The organism is Ponticaulis profundi (genome assembly GCF_042659465.1).
Lineage (GTDB): Bacteria > Pseudomonadota > Alphaproteobacteria > Caulobacterales > Hyphomonadaceae > Ponticaulis > Ponticaulis profundi.
The window spans coordinates 61147-77032 of sequence record NZ_JBHSSW010000012.1; the positions used below are offsets into that span (position 1 = coordinate 61147).

The window sequence follows — 15886 nt, forward strand, 5'->3', positions numbered from 1 at the left end:
ACATGAATGGAAAACATGACCCCGCGTCTGGCCTCACCGGCATGCCGATGACACGACGCTCCATGCTGGCGATATCTGCCGCTAGTGCTGCTGCGGCTTGTGCCACATCGGAAGCAGTTGGTGGAAGCACACCAATTGCACGGACCGAGAAAGGGAAACTCCAGGGGGAGCGCCTTGGGAATGTGAACCGGTTCCTTGGTATTCGTTATGCGCAACCGATTAACGGAGCCAATCGGTTTGCGCCTCCGAAACCCGTCGATGCATGGTCCGGTGTGCGGGAAGCGCTCCGGTATGCCGACAATGCACCCCAGCAGGCAGCAGATCCAACCGGAGGGTCTCCGGTTACTCCCGCATTTGATCCGCCAGATTATGTTACTTCGGGCGACGATTGTCTTGCTCTGAACGTCTGGGCACCAGCGAATACCGATCGACGATTGCCAGTCATGGTCTGGCTACACGGTGGAGGCTGGACGAGCGGAAGTGGGTCATGTGCGATCTATGATGGGCAGAATCTCGCAAGCCGGGGTGATGTGGTCGTCGTCACCATCAACCATCGTCTGGGGGCCTCGGGCCTTACAGATTTTTCTCGGGTGCTTGGCGGAGCGTTCTCTGACTCGGATAATCTGAGCGTCAAGGACATGATTGCGGCGCTCGAATGGGTGCGTGACAATATTCAGGCCTTTGGTGGCGACCCTGATCTGGTCACAATCTTTGGTGAATCCGGCGGAGGCTGGAAAGTCAACACGCTATTGGGTAGTCCGGCGGCAAAAGGACTGTTCCACCGTGCCATTGTTGAAAGTGGACCTTTAACACGTTTTCATTCGCATGAAGATGCAGACGAGATTGCGCGGTCTGTTCTCGAAAGTCTCGGAATTACGCCCGAAACAGCGGATAAGCTGAACAGCATCTCTTTTGAAGACGTCCTCGCGGCGGAAGCAGCTGTCATGTCAGGAGCACCTATGTCGTTCCAGGCTCCCGGCTTTCCGACAGGTTTCTGGCCGGTCCTGAATGACACTCTGTTGCCAGAACATGTGTATGATCCGGAAGCTGTGGCATCCAGCCTGGATGTGCCGCTAATGGTCGGTCAAACAGGCACTGAATTTACGCTTTTCATGCTGGGAGACAAGGCTGCCTATTCTCAGACCGAAGCTCAGCTTGAGCAACGTGTGGCAGGCATGTTCGGCGCTGAAAATGCGACGAGAATTCTAGCGACCTATCGACGGGATTTTCCTGATTATGATCCGTCCGGTCTCTGGTTTCGGATCTTCTCGGATTACGCAATGGGGGCCCTCAGCTCCGAAGTGCTCGACCAGCGATCCATTTCGGGCGCTGCAGCCGTTTATGCCTACCGGTTCAACTGGCAGACACCTATTGAAGACGGAAAACTCTATTCACCGCACACCATCGAAATTCCTTTTGTCTTTGACAATGTTCGGACTGAAGCGGGTCAGGTTATGACCGGGGGCGGTGCCGAAGCTGCAATGCTGGGCAAGACGGTGTCAGAGGCATGGGTAACATTTGCTCGAACAGGCCGCCCAGGAAATAGCGCGCTGCCGGATTGGCCAGAATACACGACGGAAAGTCGAGCGAGCATGCATCTCAACGTGACCAGCGACGTCAAACCTTACATGGACGCCGATATGGTTGAACTTTTTCACACAATGCTCTGGTCCCGCGCCGGAGTGAACTAACCACGAGCGGCTCGCGATTACGCGCATCGAGTGCTCGCAAACTGAAAGGAATTTGGAATGAAAATCATTCGAAACGGATCAATGGAAGCCCAAAAGGGGCCTGCAGAAACCTTCACCGGCGATGTGCGTCTGGACTGGCAATTTGGCAGTGAAGATCCGGCGCGCGTGTCCGGAGCGATCGTGACGTTCCAGCCCGGTGCCCGGACGGCCTGGCATACGCACCCGCTCGGTCAGGCCCTGATCGTGACATCCGGTGTCGGCTGGACCCAATGCGAAGGTGAAGAACGCGTTGAAGTGCGCGCGGGGGATATCATTCAATGCCCGCCAAACCACAAGCACTGGCATGGTGCGACGTCGACGACGGCCATGACGCATATCGCGATTCAGGAGGTGCTGGATGGCAGCGCGGTGACATGGCTCGAGCACGTCTCGGACGAAGAGTATCTGAGCGGTCCGGTTCGCAAGGACTAGGTCGCTTCCAGCCTTAGCCGCGTTGAGGCGCAGCTGAGGCGGTACCTCTCAAGGAAAACAAAGAACAAGAGCTGGTGCTCTCCTCGGAGAGCACGCGGCACCGCTGTGCGCTTTTTCAGCGTGCATGCATGACAAAGGAAAGAATGATGGCCCAGGACAATTATATTTTCGAGTTGGCTGAAAACGTGACGCGAACGCCGGTCACTTATGAAACCCGCTACGGAATCGAGATCGCAGCGGACCTCTACAAACCGGCTGATTTCGATGAGTCGAAACGTTATCCGGCGCTCATCGTTGGCGCGCCATATGGCGGTGTAAAAGAGCAGGGGCCTGGCGTTTATGCCAATCAGCTTGCACAGAAAGGCTTTGTCGTTTTGACGTTCGACCCGTCCTTCAATGGCAATTCAGGTGGCTATCCACGTCATCTGTCGTCGCCGGATGTGTTTGTCGAAGACTTCATGGCGGCTGTCGATTTCCTGGGTACGCGTGATTTTGTCGAGCGGGAGAAGATTGGTGCGATCGGTATCTGCGGATCGGGTGGATTTGCGCTTTCAGCAGCAAAAGTAGATCCGCGGATCAAGGCGGTTGCAACGACTTCGATGTATGACATCTCCCGTATGCAAAAGCTCGGCATGAACGATTCCATGAGTGATGAAGAGCGCCAGAAATCACTCAAGCAGATTGCAGAGCAGAGATATGCGGACTTTGAGGCCGCATCGCCAGCGTTGACCGGTCGTGGTGCGCCTCTGGACTGGGATGATGACGCGCCCCAGGCTGCGCAGGAATTCGGCAGCTTCTATTCTCGTCCGCGTGGTTATCACCCAAACTCCATTACGCAGTTTACCGTGACCAGCACGCCAAGCTGGATGAATTTTGCTTTGCTGGATGATCTCGATTGGCTGGCCGGACGTCCGATCCTTTTGATTGCGGGTGAGATCGCGCATTCGCTTTATTTCAGCGAGGATGTCTATGAAGCTGCCGCTGAACCCAAGGAATTGTTTGTCATTCCGAAAGCGACCCACGTCGACCTCTATGACAAAACCGACGTCATCCCGTTCGATAAGCTGGTGAACTTCTTCAAGACCGCTTTCGAATAGACCGCAGTTCGCGACACCAACATATTGGGCGGATCCCTGTATCCGCCCTTTTTTATACCCGACGATCCATATTCCGATGACGTGAAGGCTTCGGAAGGCATGCGCTGTTCAGAACCATGCCAGGCCCGTCCTGCATGCCGTCTGATCGACATGGCGACCTTTAGTGAAGGTTTTTTCTCAGGGCGCAACTTGATTGCGCGGGCAATCTTTACTTGATCTGTCTTCAACTGTTTCGAACAGGTGGGTGACAGGGGCTGGCTGATCAGGTCCGTTATTTATTTTTCATTTCATTTCCCTCAGAACACGGCTTGTCAAAAAAACAGAACGTGTTTTAATTAATAAAAACAAGAAAACAATTATAGAGGGAGGAAGCGATGAGCATCGCAGAACTATCGCGTGTGCGAAAATCGATATTGCCACTGGGTGATGACACCTGGGAGAGCATTGCAAAGCGGGAATTCCCGGGCACGGATTCCAAGAAGGCCATTTCAGATCTTCAGAGCTGGAATCTGCATGTCTTCATGCGCGCACCCGCCCCGGAAGGCAGCCCGCGTGCTGGAAATCAGATCCTGCCAAGCGATGTCATTTTCGTCGAAGCGCCACTTGCCACGGCATGAGCGGCGCCGTGATCCAGCACATTCAGGTGGCAGCGGCGCATGATGGTGTCGCCGAGCTGATTGTCACGCTGCAGTTTGAAAATGGCGGTCGGTCTCTCGTGACGCTGGATGACTACGCTACGCACCGCCTGATGGAGTTGAGCGGCGTTGAAAAAGCCGAAGCGCTCGTCGGAACAGGCTGGGAGCATGTTCGAGACGCGCTGGCCGCATCATCTGCCCGCTACATGACAGAAAACATATAAGATTTTGAGGAAACGCCACAATGTATGATCTGATTATCCGAAATGGCACTATTGTTGATGGCTCCGGACTGCCGGCCTATCAGGCCGATGTCGCAGTCCGCGGCGACCGTGTCGCGCGGATTGGCCGTATTGCCGAAACTGGGGCAAAGGAAATTGATGCCGCCGGCAAAGTGGTATCACCGGGCTTCATTGATCCGCATACGCACTTCGATGCGCAGCTGCTCTGGGATGGGTATGCCAAGCCTGCGCTCACGCATGGTGTGACGACCATCATTCCTGGGAATTGCTCGCTTTCTCTGGCGCCCTTGAAAGCGGATCACCGCATGCGCCTGGTTGGCATGTTCAACCAGATTGAGGAAATGCCTTACAAGGCGTTCCGCGAAGGCGTTGTCTGGGATTGGGAGACATTCGCTGAGTACATCACCCGTATTCGCAAAGGTCTCGCGATTAATGTGGCGCCTTTGGTTGGCCACAGCGTGATCCGTCTCTGGGTGATGAATGAGGCGGCTACTGAGCGCACGGCAACCGATGAAGAAATTGCCGAAATGCAGTCTGTGCTGCGCGAATGCCTGGATGCGGGCGCGCTGGGCATGTCGACGAGCTATGTCGATATGGATGAGAAGCTCCAGCCGGTACCAAGCCGTTATGCCGATGCCCGTGAGGTGGAGGCGATGGCGGAAGTTCTGGGTGATTATGGCCGCATGCTTCAGATTGTGCCGGAATTCTATGATCCGGATTTGACGATTGCGCGCCTTGATCAGCTCGCGAAACTGTCGGTGAAATATTCCATCCCGACGACTTTCTCGCCGCTTTTTGTCAACAATGACAATGTGGACGCCGTTGAAAAAGTGATGGCGCGCGTAGACGAGCAGTTCGCTCGCGGCGCTCGCGTCTGGCCGCAGGTGCAGACACGCCCGATTGATATTTCCTTCTGCTTTGCCATTCCGAGCCTGCTCTTCATGCGCTTTCCGGGCTGGTATCACGTCATGCGGTTTGGTTCGATTGACGACATCAAGGCCGCATTCTCTGACAAGGCAAATCGCAAGAAGCTGATTGAGGAAGCCAAGGATTATAATGACCTCTGGCCGACTCTGTTGCTGCGTCTCGCTAAGACAGATGCGAACCAGAAATATGTTGGCAAAACGCTCGCAGAGATTGCCAAAATGCGTGGAACGACACCTGTCGAAGCGATGATCGACATCTCGCTCGAAGAGGATCTCGACGCTCACTTCCTTGCTGCCAATATGGGGCACAATGACAACGAAAAAGTCAGCAATCTGCTGAAGCACCCACGTGTGCATATCGGCGCCAGCGATGGTGGTGCGCACATTCTGTCATTCTCCACTTATGGCGACACAGGCTATCTGTTCGGACACTTCGTCCGTGATCTGAAGAAGATGCGTCTTGAGGATGCTGTGAAAAAGATCACGTCGGATACGGCAGCCATCTGGGGCATTCCGGAGCGTGGACGTCTTGAGCCTGGCTATGTTGCCGACATTACAATCTTTGACCCAGAGACGGTTGATCGCGGTGCTGAGAAGTTCGTCCAGGACGTGCCTGGTGATGGCAGCCGCTATGTGCGCGACTCCCATGGGGTCGATGCGGTCATCGTCAGCGGCGGCATCGCCTGGTCCAGTCAGGGTGGTTATCAGGAGAAGGACACGCGCGGCGCGGTTCTGCCGGGTGAGAAGGAGCACCAGCCTGAGCTGGTGGCAGCTGAATGAGTTGGGAGGGGGTGACGCAGCGGCGTGTCGCCACGAACGGGATTGAGCTCAACATTGCAGAAGCGGGCGAGGGACCGCTTGTGCTGTTGCTGCACGGATTTCCGGAATCCTGGTACTCGTGGCGACACCAGTTCGCGCCGCTTGCGGGTGCTGGCTATCATGTCGTGGCACCGGATATGCGGGGCTATGGCAAGAGCGATAAGCCGCACGAGATCACAGCCTATAATCAGGCAGAAGTCGTCAAGGACGCGATCGGTCTGATTGGCTCGCTAGGTTATGACGAAGCCATTGTGATCGGGCATGACTGGGGCGCGCCAACGGCCTGGGCCTGCGCGCTCAATCATCCGGACAAGGTGCGTGCAGTCGGGTGCCTGTCGGTGCCCTTCATGCCGCGCTCGCCGGTTCAGCCCATGCCAGCCATGCGTGAAATGTTCAAAGGACAGTTCTTCTACCAGCTCTATTTCTTTGATGAGGGCGTGGCTGAAGCCGAATTTGAATCTGATCTGCGCACGAACCTGAAAAAGTTCCTGGTCATGGCTGGTGGTGAAACAGACCTTACGAAGCTGCCTGTGAAAGGGCCGGATGATGACATGTTCTCAGGCCTGCCCAATCCGGACACTTTGCCGGACTGGCTGAGCGAAGAGGATCTGGATTTCTACACGGCTGAATTCAAGCGATCAGGCTTGCGTGGCCCGATCAATTATTACCGCAATCATGACCTTTACTGGGAACTCACCAAGGACGCACCAGAGCATATTGACCAGCCAGCCTTCTTCGCTGCGGGAACGAATGACGGTGTGATCATGATGGCAGGTGAGGCGCTTGAGGCCATGCCGAGCTATGTTCGGGATTTGCGCTCTATGGAGATGATCCCCGGCATCGGTCACTGGACGCAGCAGGAAGCGCCTGAAGCTGTGAACGCCATCATCCTCAAATTTCTGAAGGAGATCGATGGATGAGCGAAGACGTTCTTGTCATTGGTGCAGGGATTGGAGGGCTGTCCACGGCCCTTTCGCTTTCCCCGACGGGGCGGCAGATTACCATTCTCGAACGTGATCAGGCCCCGCCGAGCGATGATCCGGATGTCACCTTTCTGGATTGGCATCGTCAGGGGGCAGGCCATGTGCGCCAGAGCCATGCCTTTCTCGCCCGCTTGCGGACGATCATCAAAACCTCTCACCCAAGGCTGCTTGAAGAGCTGAAGGCCTTGGGGGTGCGTGATCTCACCTTCGATATGATGCTGACTGAAGAGCAGCTGGCGCAGTATCAGCCGGAACCCGAAGACGAAGACCTGACCATAATCACCAGTCGTCGTACCACGCTCGAACTGGCCATGCGGCGCTATGTTGAAACACTGGACAATGTGACGATCCGATCAGGCTTTTTCGTGCGCAAGCTCATCACGAAAACCGCGCCTGACGGGGTTGTCGACGTGCTGGGTGTGTCCGGAGAAGAAGGCGGCGAGGCACTCGAGCTCACAGCCGAGACCATTGTTGATGCGAGCGGCAAATCCGGCTTCCTCATAAAACAGCTGATGGATGAGGGCGCTGCGATTTCAGAAGAAAATGAATCGGCGGGCATTTTGTATTTCACCCGCCACTATCGATTATTGCCCGGCATGGAAGAGCCGTCCCGAACGGACAATCCGCCTGGGTCAGGCGATCTTGGCTATATCAAGTTCGGCGTATTCCCGGGCGATAATGGCTGTTTTTCCATTACGATTTCCGTGCCTGAAGTGGAAATAGAGCTTCGCAAGGCCATCATGAACCCTGATGTGTTTCATGACATTACGCTGCAACTGCCAGGTCTTGCGCCATGGACGGATGCGCGTCGATCCGAGCCGCGTGGGAAGGTGCATGGCATGGGAGATCTGATCAGTCGCTGGCGCGACATGGTGATCGATGAGAAGCCAGCGACGCGCAATTACTATCCACTTGGTGACACGCTGATCCGGACCAATCCGCTCTATGGTCGCGGCTGTTCTTTTGCTGCGGTCAGTGCAGACATGTTGCGTGAAACACTGGACGAAACGCGTGACCCGACCGAGCGGCAGATTGCGTATCATGCACGGCTGCGCAAGGAGCTTCGCCCTTATTATATCACCCAGCGTACCCAGGACCGGGCCGCGATCCGACGCGCAGAGCAAGCGCTGACCCCCGGCTACCGTAAGAGCTTTCGCGGCAAGCTGATAGAGAGCTTCTTTGACGATGGCGTCCGCATTGCGCTTCGTTCGGATGTTCGGCTGATGCGTCAGGCCATGCGTGGGTTTCACATGCTGGAACATCCTGACAAATGGCTTGGTAAGCCAGCGAATTTCGCGCGGGTGCTCTACTTCTGGGCGCGTGGCAAGAAACGGAATGCCAAGGCCTATCCGCCTATCGCTGGGCCCGACCGCGCCGAAATGCTGCGTCATCTGGCGGTCAATGAAACCATGGATATGGATCGATTGGCCGCACGCAAACAGGCAGCCTGACGGCTGCTTGTCCTGCGCGTCATCAGATAGTTCTCGCTTCAACTGTTGGAATTATGGCGCAAACAGCGTATGAGGGCGCCCGGAGCCTTATGTGCCGCGGTGTTTGCGTCGAGGTTTTCCAAATTTTCGAGAGAACCAGATGTCTGAAGACACGCGAATTGCGGCGCCATTGGCCACGGCGTTGCAGAAAAAAGGCTTTGATACCCTCACACCCGTGCAGAGCGCGGTCCTTGATCCGGAAATCGGTGAACAGGACTTGCTGGTCTCTGCTCAGACCGGGTCGGGTAAAACGGTTGCCTTTGGCCTTGCCCTTTCCAGCACACTTCTTGATGGCGCGCCTGTGCTGCCGGTCGCTGAAGCGCCGCATGCCCTCATTATTGCGCCGACGCGTGAACTGGCCCTGCAGGTGAAAAAGGAGCTGGAATGGCTCTATGCGCCAGCAGGCGGTCAGGTCGCGTCCTGTATCGGCGGGATGGATATGCGGGACGAACGTCGCGCGCTTGATCGTGGCCCACATATCGTGGTGGGAACGCCGGGGCGTCTTGTCGACCACATTCACCGTGGCTCGCTGGATATGAGCCAGCTCAAGGCGATTGTCCTCGATGAAGCTGACGAGATGCTCAATATGGGCTTTCGTGAGGAGCTGGAAGAAATTCTGGAGTCTGCACCGGAAGAGCGCCGTACACTGCTGTTCTCGGCAACCGTCTCCAAACCGATCGCGCGTCTGGCTGAGAATTACCAGAAAGACGCTTTGCGCCTCAACACGATTACAGAGCGCGAACAGCATGGTGACATCGACTATCAGGCCGTTGTGGTTGCGCCTGACGATGTGGAAAAGGCGATCATCAACCTTCTGCTTCAGCATGATGCGCCAAACGCACTGGTGTTCTGTGCGCGCCGCGAAGGCGTCAACAAGCTCACAGCGCGGCTGAACAATCGCGGCTTTGCTGTCGTTGCCCTGTCTGGCGAGTTCAGCCAGAAAGAGCGCAGTAACGCTCTGATCGCCATGCGGGATGGCCGTGCACGCGTATGTGTGGCGACTGATGTGGCGGCACGCGGTATCGACTTGCCAGGCCTTGATCTGGTGGTCCATGCCGATCTGCCAAGCAATCCGGAGACTTTGCTGCACCGTTCCGGGCGGACGGGGCGTGCCGGGCGTAAAGGCGCGTCTGTGGTGATTGTACCGGGTCGCGCGCGCCGCCGCGCCGAGCGCGTTCTGAAAAGCGCAGGCGTTTCCGCCAGCTGGGGCACTGCGCCGTCACCGGAAGATATCCGCAACTCACTCGACGCGCGCATTCTGGCCAATCCGGTTCTGGAAGACGGTGTCACGGAGCAGGAGAGCGATCTCGTCAACACATTGGTCGCACGGTTTGAGCCCTACCAGCTTGCTGCTGCCTTTGTGCGTCTGGCGCGGTCCGGTCAGTCTCTGCCGGAGGATCTTCAGGATCCGGGCGATGTGTCTGCACCAAGAGAACGAAGCCGCGACCGTGAATATGACCCGGATCGACGCGACCGGGAGCGCGAGCGCCCTGGTCGGTCTCGCGGACCTGACTTTGAAGACAGCGCCTGGGTGGCACTGGGTGTCGGACGTCGTCAGAGCGCTGATCCGAAATGGCTGGTTCCCATGCTGTGCAAGAATGGCGGTTTTCCGCGTTCCAGCATCGGCGTGATCAATATCAGCCCGAACGAAACACATGTCGAACTGCGCCCGCAGGCTGCCGACCAGTTGATGGAACGGGCAGGCGAGCGGCAGATTATCGACAAAAGTCTCTTCGTTCAGCGTGTGTCCGGACCATCAGAAACCATCACCAAAAGTGACATGCCTGATCGTGGTGAGCGACCGCGCCAGCGCCGCGCCTCACGTGACGATGAGGAATGGACAACGAAGCCTGCGCGGAAGGGGCCAAAAAAGCCTCGTGGTCCGAATGGTGAAAAGAAGCGTAGTCCGAAAAGAAAGCCGCGCGATAGCTGATCTCACCGTGCTGATGTCGCGTCGCTCGGCTTTGGCGGCGCGCACGTGCATATCATGCGAGGACTTCGGGCGTTTGGCGCTAGTCTGCTGACAATTCGGAAAAAAAGAGGCGCCTGCCTTTAAGTTTCCAGATGTCTGGTTAAGCTCTCACCCTGGGCGGTGAGAGTATATCAGATGAATTGGCAACGCGTCATTGAACTGACAGAGCGCGGCAACACACTTGTGGGCCGTGATCGCGATACATTTCTGGAAAGCCTTGTTTCTGAAGACGCTGAGGTGCGCGAGGAAGTGCTCAAGCACGTTGCCAGAAACGAGGAAATGGCGGGCTTTCTCCAGACCAGCATTCCTGGGGATGCCGGGCGCGAAGCCGATTTTCTGAATTCGGGCGATGTCATTGATGTCTGGCAGATCGATGAACTGATCGGTTATGGCGGGATGGGCCAGGTCTATAAGGCACGTCGTGCAGACGGGTTGTATGATCAGACAGTTGCTCTGAAGCTGGTCGACCGGACAGGTGAGCGCCTGCGTCAGCGCTTTCTGGAGGAACGTCAGCAATTGGCGCGCCTCGATCACCCTGGGATTTCCCGGATCATTGATGGTGGCGAAGCGCAAACCGGCGAACCCTTTCTCGTCATGGAGTATGTCGATGGTGTCGCCTTTGATGCCTATGTCGCGTCACGAAACCTGACGCGCAAGGCGGTGCTTCAACTGTTCTGCGACCTGATTGACGTTGTCGCGTATGCGCATGCCAATCTGGTGCTGCACAGAGATATCAAACCGGCCAATATTCTGGTGGATCAGGGCGGTAAAGTCAGGCTCATTGATTTTGGCATCGCGGCTCTGCTTGACGAAGACAAGAAGGTCGAGTCCGGACCGTTAACGCCGGCCTATGCTGCGCCGGAACAACTGAACCGGCAGAATGTCAGCGTGTCTGCCGATATTTTCTCACTGGGTGTTCTGCTTTGGAAGGTGTTGACCGGCAAGCTGCCTCATCGGGACACGTCTGGCGGGCTGAGCCTGCCGGACGAGGCTGGGCTTCCTGCAGAGCTGATGGCGATCTGTCGAAAGGCAACAGAAACAAGTCCGTCAGACCGTTACGCGTCTGCGGAGATGTTCGCACAGGATTTGCAAGCCTATCTGAGTGGACGGCCTGTCGCTGCTTACGCGTCGAATGGCGCCTATCGCTTTTCCAAATTCGTCCAGCGTCACCGCGTTGCGATGGGTCTGAGCGGTGCACTGATGGTGGCGCTGATTGCGGGATTGGCGGTGACCAACCATTTCGCGGCGCAAACGAGACAAGCGCTCGCCGAAACTGAAGCGACTTTGCGCCAGCTGCAGCTCTCCACCACCGCGCAGACGGCGTATACGGAAACCCTGCATCAGCTGTTCGGGGGTGAAGCTGATGGTGAGCAGGTCAAAGCCCGTATGCTGGAAGGAGCGGAAAAAGCGTATACCTATCGCGACAGCAACCCGGATCGCGCTGCGATGATTGCCTTGTCCGTCGGGCGCTATTTTGTGGACCGGACGGATTTTGTTGCGGCCAGATCGGTGCTCGAACCCTGGCTGACCGATGGATATGGACCAGATGAACTCAAGCCGCTCGGAAAGCTGAATCTGGGTGTTGCTATGGCCTATACCGGTAATCCGGAAGACGCGCTGCCACTGCTGAAGGAGGCGGACGCTGACTTTTCTCATGCCAGCGATACGCCGGGTTATGAGCAGATTGTTGCTCGCGATATGATCGCGCAGATCGAACGGAATGTAGAGAAACAGGCGGAACTGATTGATCTTCTGAACACGGCGCTGGCTGGCGAGCCTTCCGCCGCTGAGCGCGGTTATTATCTGAAAACGCTGTATATTCTGCATCTGCGTTTCGGGAATCTGGATGAGGCCTATCAGGCCTCACAGGCCAATCTTGAAGCGCTTGAAGCCGACCCATTCGCGAAAATTGCCGATCTGAATGCGGTTCGTTCGAATACGGCGAGCTTCGAGATTTTCCTCAATGAAGACTTCGAGGAAGCACGCAAACTGATTGATCGGGTACTGGAGAGCGCGCACGAGGTCGGCGATGGTCCGCAGCAGTCAACCGCCCGAAATCAACTGGCTCAAATCGCGACCCTTGAGGGGCGTTATGACGATGCAGCTGATATACTAACCAGGGAGATTGAAGAGACGGTCGGAACGTATTTCAAACCTGGCTCTTTTGATCATCTGGCGTTTCTGGCTGACCTGGTCGAGGTGATGGCGCTCAAAGGCGATTATGGCCGTGCGCGGGCTTATCTGCGGACGTCAGATGAGGCCATTGATGAGGCTTTTGGCGAGGCGGGTTTCTGGCATCCGAAGCTCGTCATGTCTGAAGCACTTTTGATTGCAAAAGCGGAGAGCCCTGCTCAGGCCGAGCAGTTCCTGCGAGAGCAGAATATGAGTTCGCAGATCGTTTCACGCAGTCTGATCGGCTCATATGGATGGCGTCGGCTGAAAGAGCTTGGGGTTGAAACGGACGCGCTCTAGGGTTGCTTTATTTGGCCTCCTCACGCTCTCCTGAAGGGTGAACGCGTTCGATTTCAGAGCGTTTGATTTCTGTACATGTTTGCTCTTGCGAGTTAGTCGCAACTGTGCTTTCCGCTAGGCAAGCAAGGGAAAGTGCATGCCTGTCTGGTCGATACTCACACAATTGCCGCTCGTCTTCTGTTCCGTTTTTGCGCTGACCATTATTCTGGAGCGGCTGAGCTTTTATGTCCGCTCTGCCGGTAAGCCCGAGGCTTTGGAGCCGGGTGGTGTGACCGTTTTTAGCGCTGAAGACGAGGCGAAGCATTGTTGGTTTCGTGACACCCTTCACGCCCTGATGGCCCATCGTGACGATGAACGCAGGCTGCGCGATGACGTGGTCAGCCTTTATCTGCAACGTGATATCAAACGGCTCAAAGCGCGTTTGTCCGGGCTTGCAACGCTTGCAGCGCTTGCACCCATTCTGGGCCTGCTCGGCACGATTGTCGGCCTGATGCACGCTTTCCGCGATATCGGACAGAGTGAAGGCCCGGTTGAGCCAGCCATGATCGCTGATGGTCTCTGGATTGCACTCTCCACGACAGCGGCTGGTCTTGTGATTGCCGTGGTTTGTCTGGTCGCACATGCGGCTTTTTCATCGCTGGTTCGACGTCGGACCGAAGGACTGACCTTTGTGCTGAACCGGGCCTCCATTGAAATGGAGGCAAAGCGCGCAGCATGATCAGAGCAGATGTCAATGGCATCGGGATCGACACCGAGGATCAGGTGCGCGTCGATATGACGGCAATGATCGATGTCATTTTTACCGTCATTGCCTTCATGATGATCGTCATCAATGTGCCGATCCACACACTGAATGTGGATGTGCCGGAAAGCGATGCAGCGCAAAGCTCTGACGCCAGCAAACCGGCGGTCCTGCATGTACTGGCAGATGATAAGCTCTGGCGCGTGGATGATGGTGATCCATTGGATCGCGCCGGCATTCTCGAGGCCCTGCGGGCGCGGCAGGATGCGAGAGAGGATGCCTTGCCGGTTCTGGTCTCGATCGACGAACAGGCGCCGGTGCAGCGCATGGTTGAGACCTTCTCCATGTTGCAGGCAGGCGGCTTTGAGCAGGTCTCGATCATTGCAGATACGGCTGAAGGGGGTGCATCATGAGCAGTGCGCGTTTCGGACTTGTCGGGTTTTCTGCGGCGTCCGTGGGTTTGCATGCGCTGGCCCTGACATCGGCTTATCTGCTGGTCGCACCCTCAATGGAGAAGGCCGTCGTTAGCGAGGTGGCGAACACCATCTCGATTGGTCTTCGCGCCAGCCAGGCCGGGCAGACGCGCGTGACGCAGCCGGTTGAGCCCAAGCCTGCGCCGCTCACAGCGCCGCCTGAACCTGTTGTTGAGCCAGTGATACAGAAACCCGTTGTGAAGCCGGTCACAAAGCCAGCGCCTGAAGCCATGCCTGTGAGTGAAGAGCAGCCCGTGCCTGACATGCCGGTCGAGCAGGTTGAGCCGGTCAAACGGCCAGAGATGCGACCTGTTGAACCAGCGCCCATTCCACAGCCGAGTGAGCGGATTGGTGATGCGGGCAAGAGCGGGTCAGCCGAAAACACCGTCAAAACCGTCGAGACAGGTGACGCTGATGAGGCCGGCGCACAGGCGTTGGAGGCCGGATATGACCTCACCGTCATGCGCGCGCTGAAAGCTGAAAAGCGCTATCCATCCATGGCCAAGCGGCGCGAGCAGGAGGGCAGTGTTCGCCTGAGCTTCACTATTGATCGTGCGGGTCGCATTGTTCGCGCATCAGGCATCGTGGTCGATGCCGAATGGCATGCACTCGAGCAGGCTGTGCATGATCAGCTCCAGCGAGCCGCACCCTTTGATCCGGCACCGGATGGGGTACGGTGGTCCGAGCGTCGCTATACGGTTTCGGTCAATTTTGATCTCAAAAGGGACGGTTAGAGCACCCCTTTTTTCTAAAGAGTTTCGAGAAAGGCAACGAGCGCGTCGCGTTCTTCGCTGGTTAGCTCCAGCGGTTTCAGACGCTCACTTGTTTGTGGAAACAAAGGGTCGTCCAGCTGCGAATCGCGTCGGCGAGGGCGTACGCCGCCTGCATTGTAGAGATTCACAATGCCACGAAGATGCGGGAACAGACCATTGTGCATATAGGGCGCCGTCTGTGAGATGAAGCGCAGACTTGGCGTGTTGAACTTGCCGACATCTTCAGCAAGGCCAGAGCGTTCGTATATGCCGCGATCCTGATAGCGCCGTCCATAATAGGTCAGGCCTATATTATGTGCGTGTCCATCGCTCAGCATCTGGCCATCATGACAGCTCATGCATTGGGCTTTTGTCCGGAAAAGGTGCAGCCCCTGGAGTTCCTGATCGGTCAGAGCGTTATTGTCGCCGCGTAGAAACGCGTCAAAACGGGTGTTCTGAACCAGCGTTCTTTCATAGGCGGAAATGGCTATAGCGACGTCTTCAAGTTTGATTTGTTGCTTGCCAACCGTGTTAGCAAACCAGTCTCGCCATTCTTTTCTGGTGTTCAGGCGTTCTTCCAGAACGGTCCGTGAGCCTGCCATTTCGATCGGGTTCAAAATGGGGCCGAGTGCCTGAGCTTCCAGCGTATCCGCACGCCCATCCCAGAAATAGGGCGCAGTCAGTGAAACACCGAGCAGGCCGGGAGCATTGCGTGTCCCCATCATGCCCTGGTGTCCAACAGCCTGACGGTCCGTTGCCGCAAATCCATGCTCTGGAACATGGCAACTTGCGCACGCAATGTCTTCATTGGCAGACAGCACGGGCGAGAAGAAAAGCGCCTCGCCAAGTTCGGCGAGGTCAGGGGTGGGCGACGTGGAAACCCGTGGCATGGCGGCCATTTCTGAGAAGTCTTCGTCTTCGCCTTCGGTTCGAATGATGACTGGCGCGGGCCAGGTGTCCGGTGAACCGGCATAAGCGGACCGAAGTTCCGCTATGTCATAGTCGGCGGCGAGCATCGAGCGTTCGACGGGCTCTGGGTATAGGTCGAGACCGATCGCCAGTGCGATGACGGCCAGGACCGAAACAATCAGGCCAATAAATTTCATAGCCTTTGTAGCAGC

14 protein-coding genes are annotated in these 15886 nt (G+C 56.5%); 13 read left to right on the forward strand and 1 reads right to left on the reverse strand.

What is annotated here, in order from left to right; all coding sequences use genetic code 11:
* Positions 1 to 2: 2 nt before the first annotated feature.
* The 13 genes from ACFQDM_RS09645 (at position 3) to ACFQDM_RS09705 (ending at position 14747) form a co-directional block, all read left to right on the forward strand.
* On the forward strand, positions 3 to 1691 hold the full coding sequence (locus tag ACFQDM_RS09645; RefSeq protein WP_377378475.1) for a carboxylesterase/lipase family protein: 1689 nt from the start codon (positions 3 to 5) through the stop codon (positions 1689 to 1691).
* Positions 1692 to 1748: 57 nt separating this feature from the next.
* Complete coding sequence (locus ACFQDM_RS09650) at positions 1749 to 2162, forward strand: (R)-mandelonitrile lyase (protein WP_377378477.1); 414 nt, start codon at positions 1749 to 1751, stop codon at positions 2160 to 2162.
* A 146-nt stretch (positions 2163 to 2308) separates the two neighbouring features.
* Positions 2309 to 3259, forward strand: coding sequence for an alpha/beta hydrolase (locus tag ACFQDM_RS09655; protein WP_377378479.1), 951 nt, complete (start codon positions 2309 to 2311; stop codon positions 3257 to 3259).
* Positions 3260 to 3633: 374 nt separating this feature from the next.
* Entirely contained in the window at positions 3634 to 3876 is a 243-nt protein-coding gene (locus ACFQDM_RS09660) for a hypothetical protein (protein ID WP_377378481.1), read from the forward strand.
* Positions 3873 to 4118, forward strand: coding sequence for a hypothetical protein (locus ACFQDM_RS09665; protein WP_377378483.1), 246 nt, complete (start codon positions 3873 to 3875; stop codon positions 4116 to 4118). Before ACFQDM_RS09660 ends, ACFQDM_RS09665 begins: the two co-directional genes overlap by 4 nt.
* A 20-nt stretch (positions 4119 to 4138) precedes the next feature.
* Positions 4139 to 5842 carry an N-acyl-D-amino-acid deacylase family protein gene (locus tag ACFQDM_RS09670; RefSeq protein WP_377378484.1) on the forward strand — a complete coding sequence of 568 codons (1704 nt, stop codon included), beginning with the start codon at positions 4139 to 4141 and terminating at the stop codon, positions 5840 to 5842.
* Positions 5839 to 6801 (forward strand): alpha/beta fold hydrolase, encoded by a 963-nt coding sequence (locus ACFQDM_RS09675; protein ID WP_377378486.1) that lies wholly within the window; start codon positions 5839 to 5841, stop codon positions 6799 to 6801. The genes ACFQDM_RS09670 and ACFQDM_RS09675 overlap by 4 nt, the downstream gene beginning before the upstream one ends.
* A complete protein-coding gene (locus ACFQDM_RS09680; protein WP_377378488.1) occupies positions 6798 to 8315 on the forward strand; it encodes an FAD-dependent oxidoreductase in 1518 nt (505 codons plus the stop codon). The genes ACFQDM_RS09675 and ACFQDM_RS09680 overlap by 4 nt, the downstream gene beginning before the upstream one ends.
* Before the next feature lie 139 nt (positions 8316 to 8454).
* The gene (locus ACFQDM_RS09685; RefSeq protein ID WP_377378490.1) at positions 8455 to 10287 is read left to right on the forward strand and encodes a DEAD/DEAH box helicase; all 1833 of its coding nucleotides are present in this window, start codon (positions 8455 to 8457) and stop codon (positions 10285 to 10287) included.
* A gap of 174 nt (positions 10288 to 10461) precedes the next feature.
* Positions 10462 to 12798 (forward strand): protein kinase domain-containing protein, encoded by a 2337-nt coding sequence (locus ACFQDM_RS09690; RefSeq protein WP_377378492.1) that lies wholly within the window; start codon positions 10462 to 10464, stop codon positions 12796 to 12798.
* A 136-nt stretch (positions 12799 to 12934) separates the two neighbouring features.
* On the forward strand, positions 12935 to 13516 hold the full coding sequence (locus ACFQDM_RS09695) for a MotA/TolQ/ExbB proton channel family protein (RefSeq protein WP_377378494.1): 582 nt from the start codon (positions 12935 to 12937) through the stop codon (positions 13514 to 13516).
* Complete coding sequence (locus ACFQDM_RS09700) at positions 13513 to 13953, forward strand: ExbD/TolR family protein (RefSeq protein WP_377378496.1); 441 nt, start codon at positions 13513 to 13515, stop codon at positions 13951 to 13953. The genes ACFQDM_RS09695 and ACFQDM_RS09700 overlap by 4 nt, the downstream gene beginning before the upstream one ends.
* Complete coding sequence (locus ACFQDM_RS09705; protein WP_377378498.1) at positions 13950 to 14747, forward strand: TonB family protein; 798 nt, start codon at positions 13950 to 13952, stop codon at positions 14745 to 14747. The genes ACFQDM_RS09700 and ACFQDM_RS09705 overlap by 4 nt, the downstream gene beginning before the upstream one ends.
* 14 nt (positions 14748 to 14761) lie before the next feature.
* Here ACFQDM_RS09705 and ACFQDM_RS09710 read toward each other — a convergent pair whose 3' ends face one another.
* Positions 14762 to 15871, reverse strand: a complete 1110-nt coding sequence (locus tag ACFQDM_RS09710) for a cytochrome-c peroxidase (protein ID WP_377378500.1) — start codon at positions 15869 to 15871, stop codon at positions 14762 to 14764.
* Positions 15872 to 15886 lie beyond the last annotated feature (15 nt).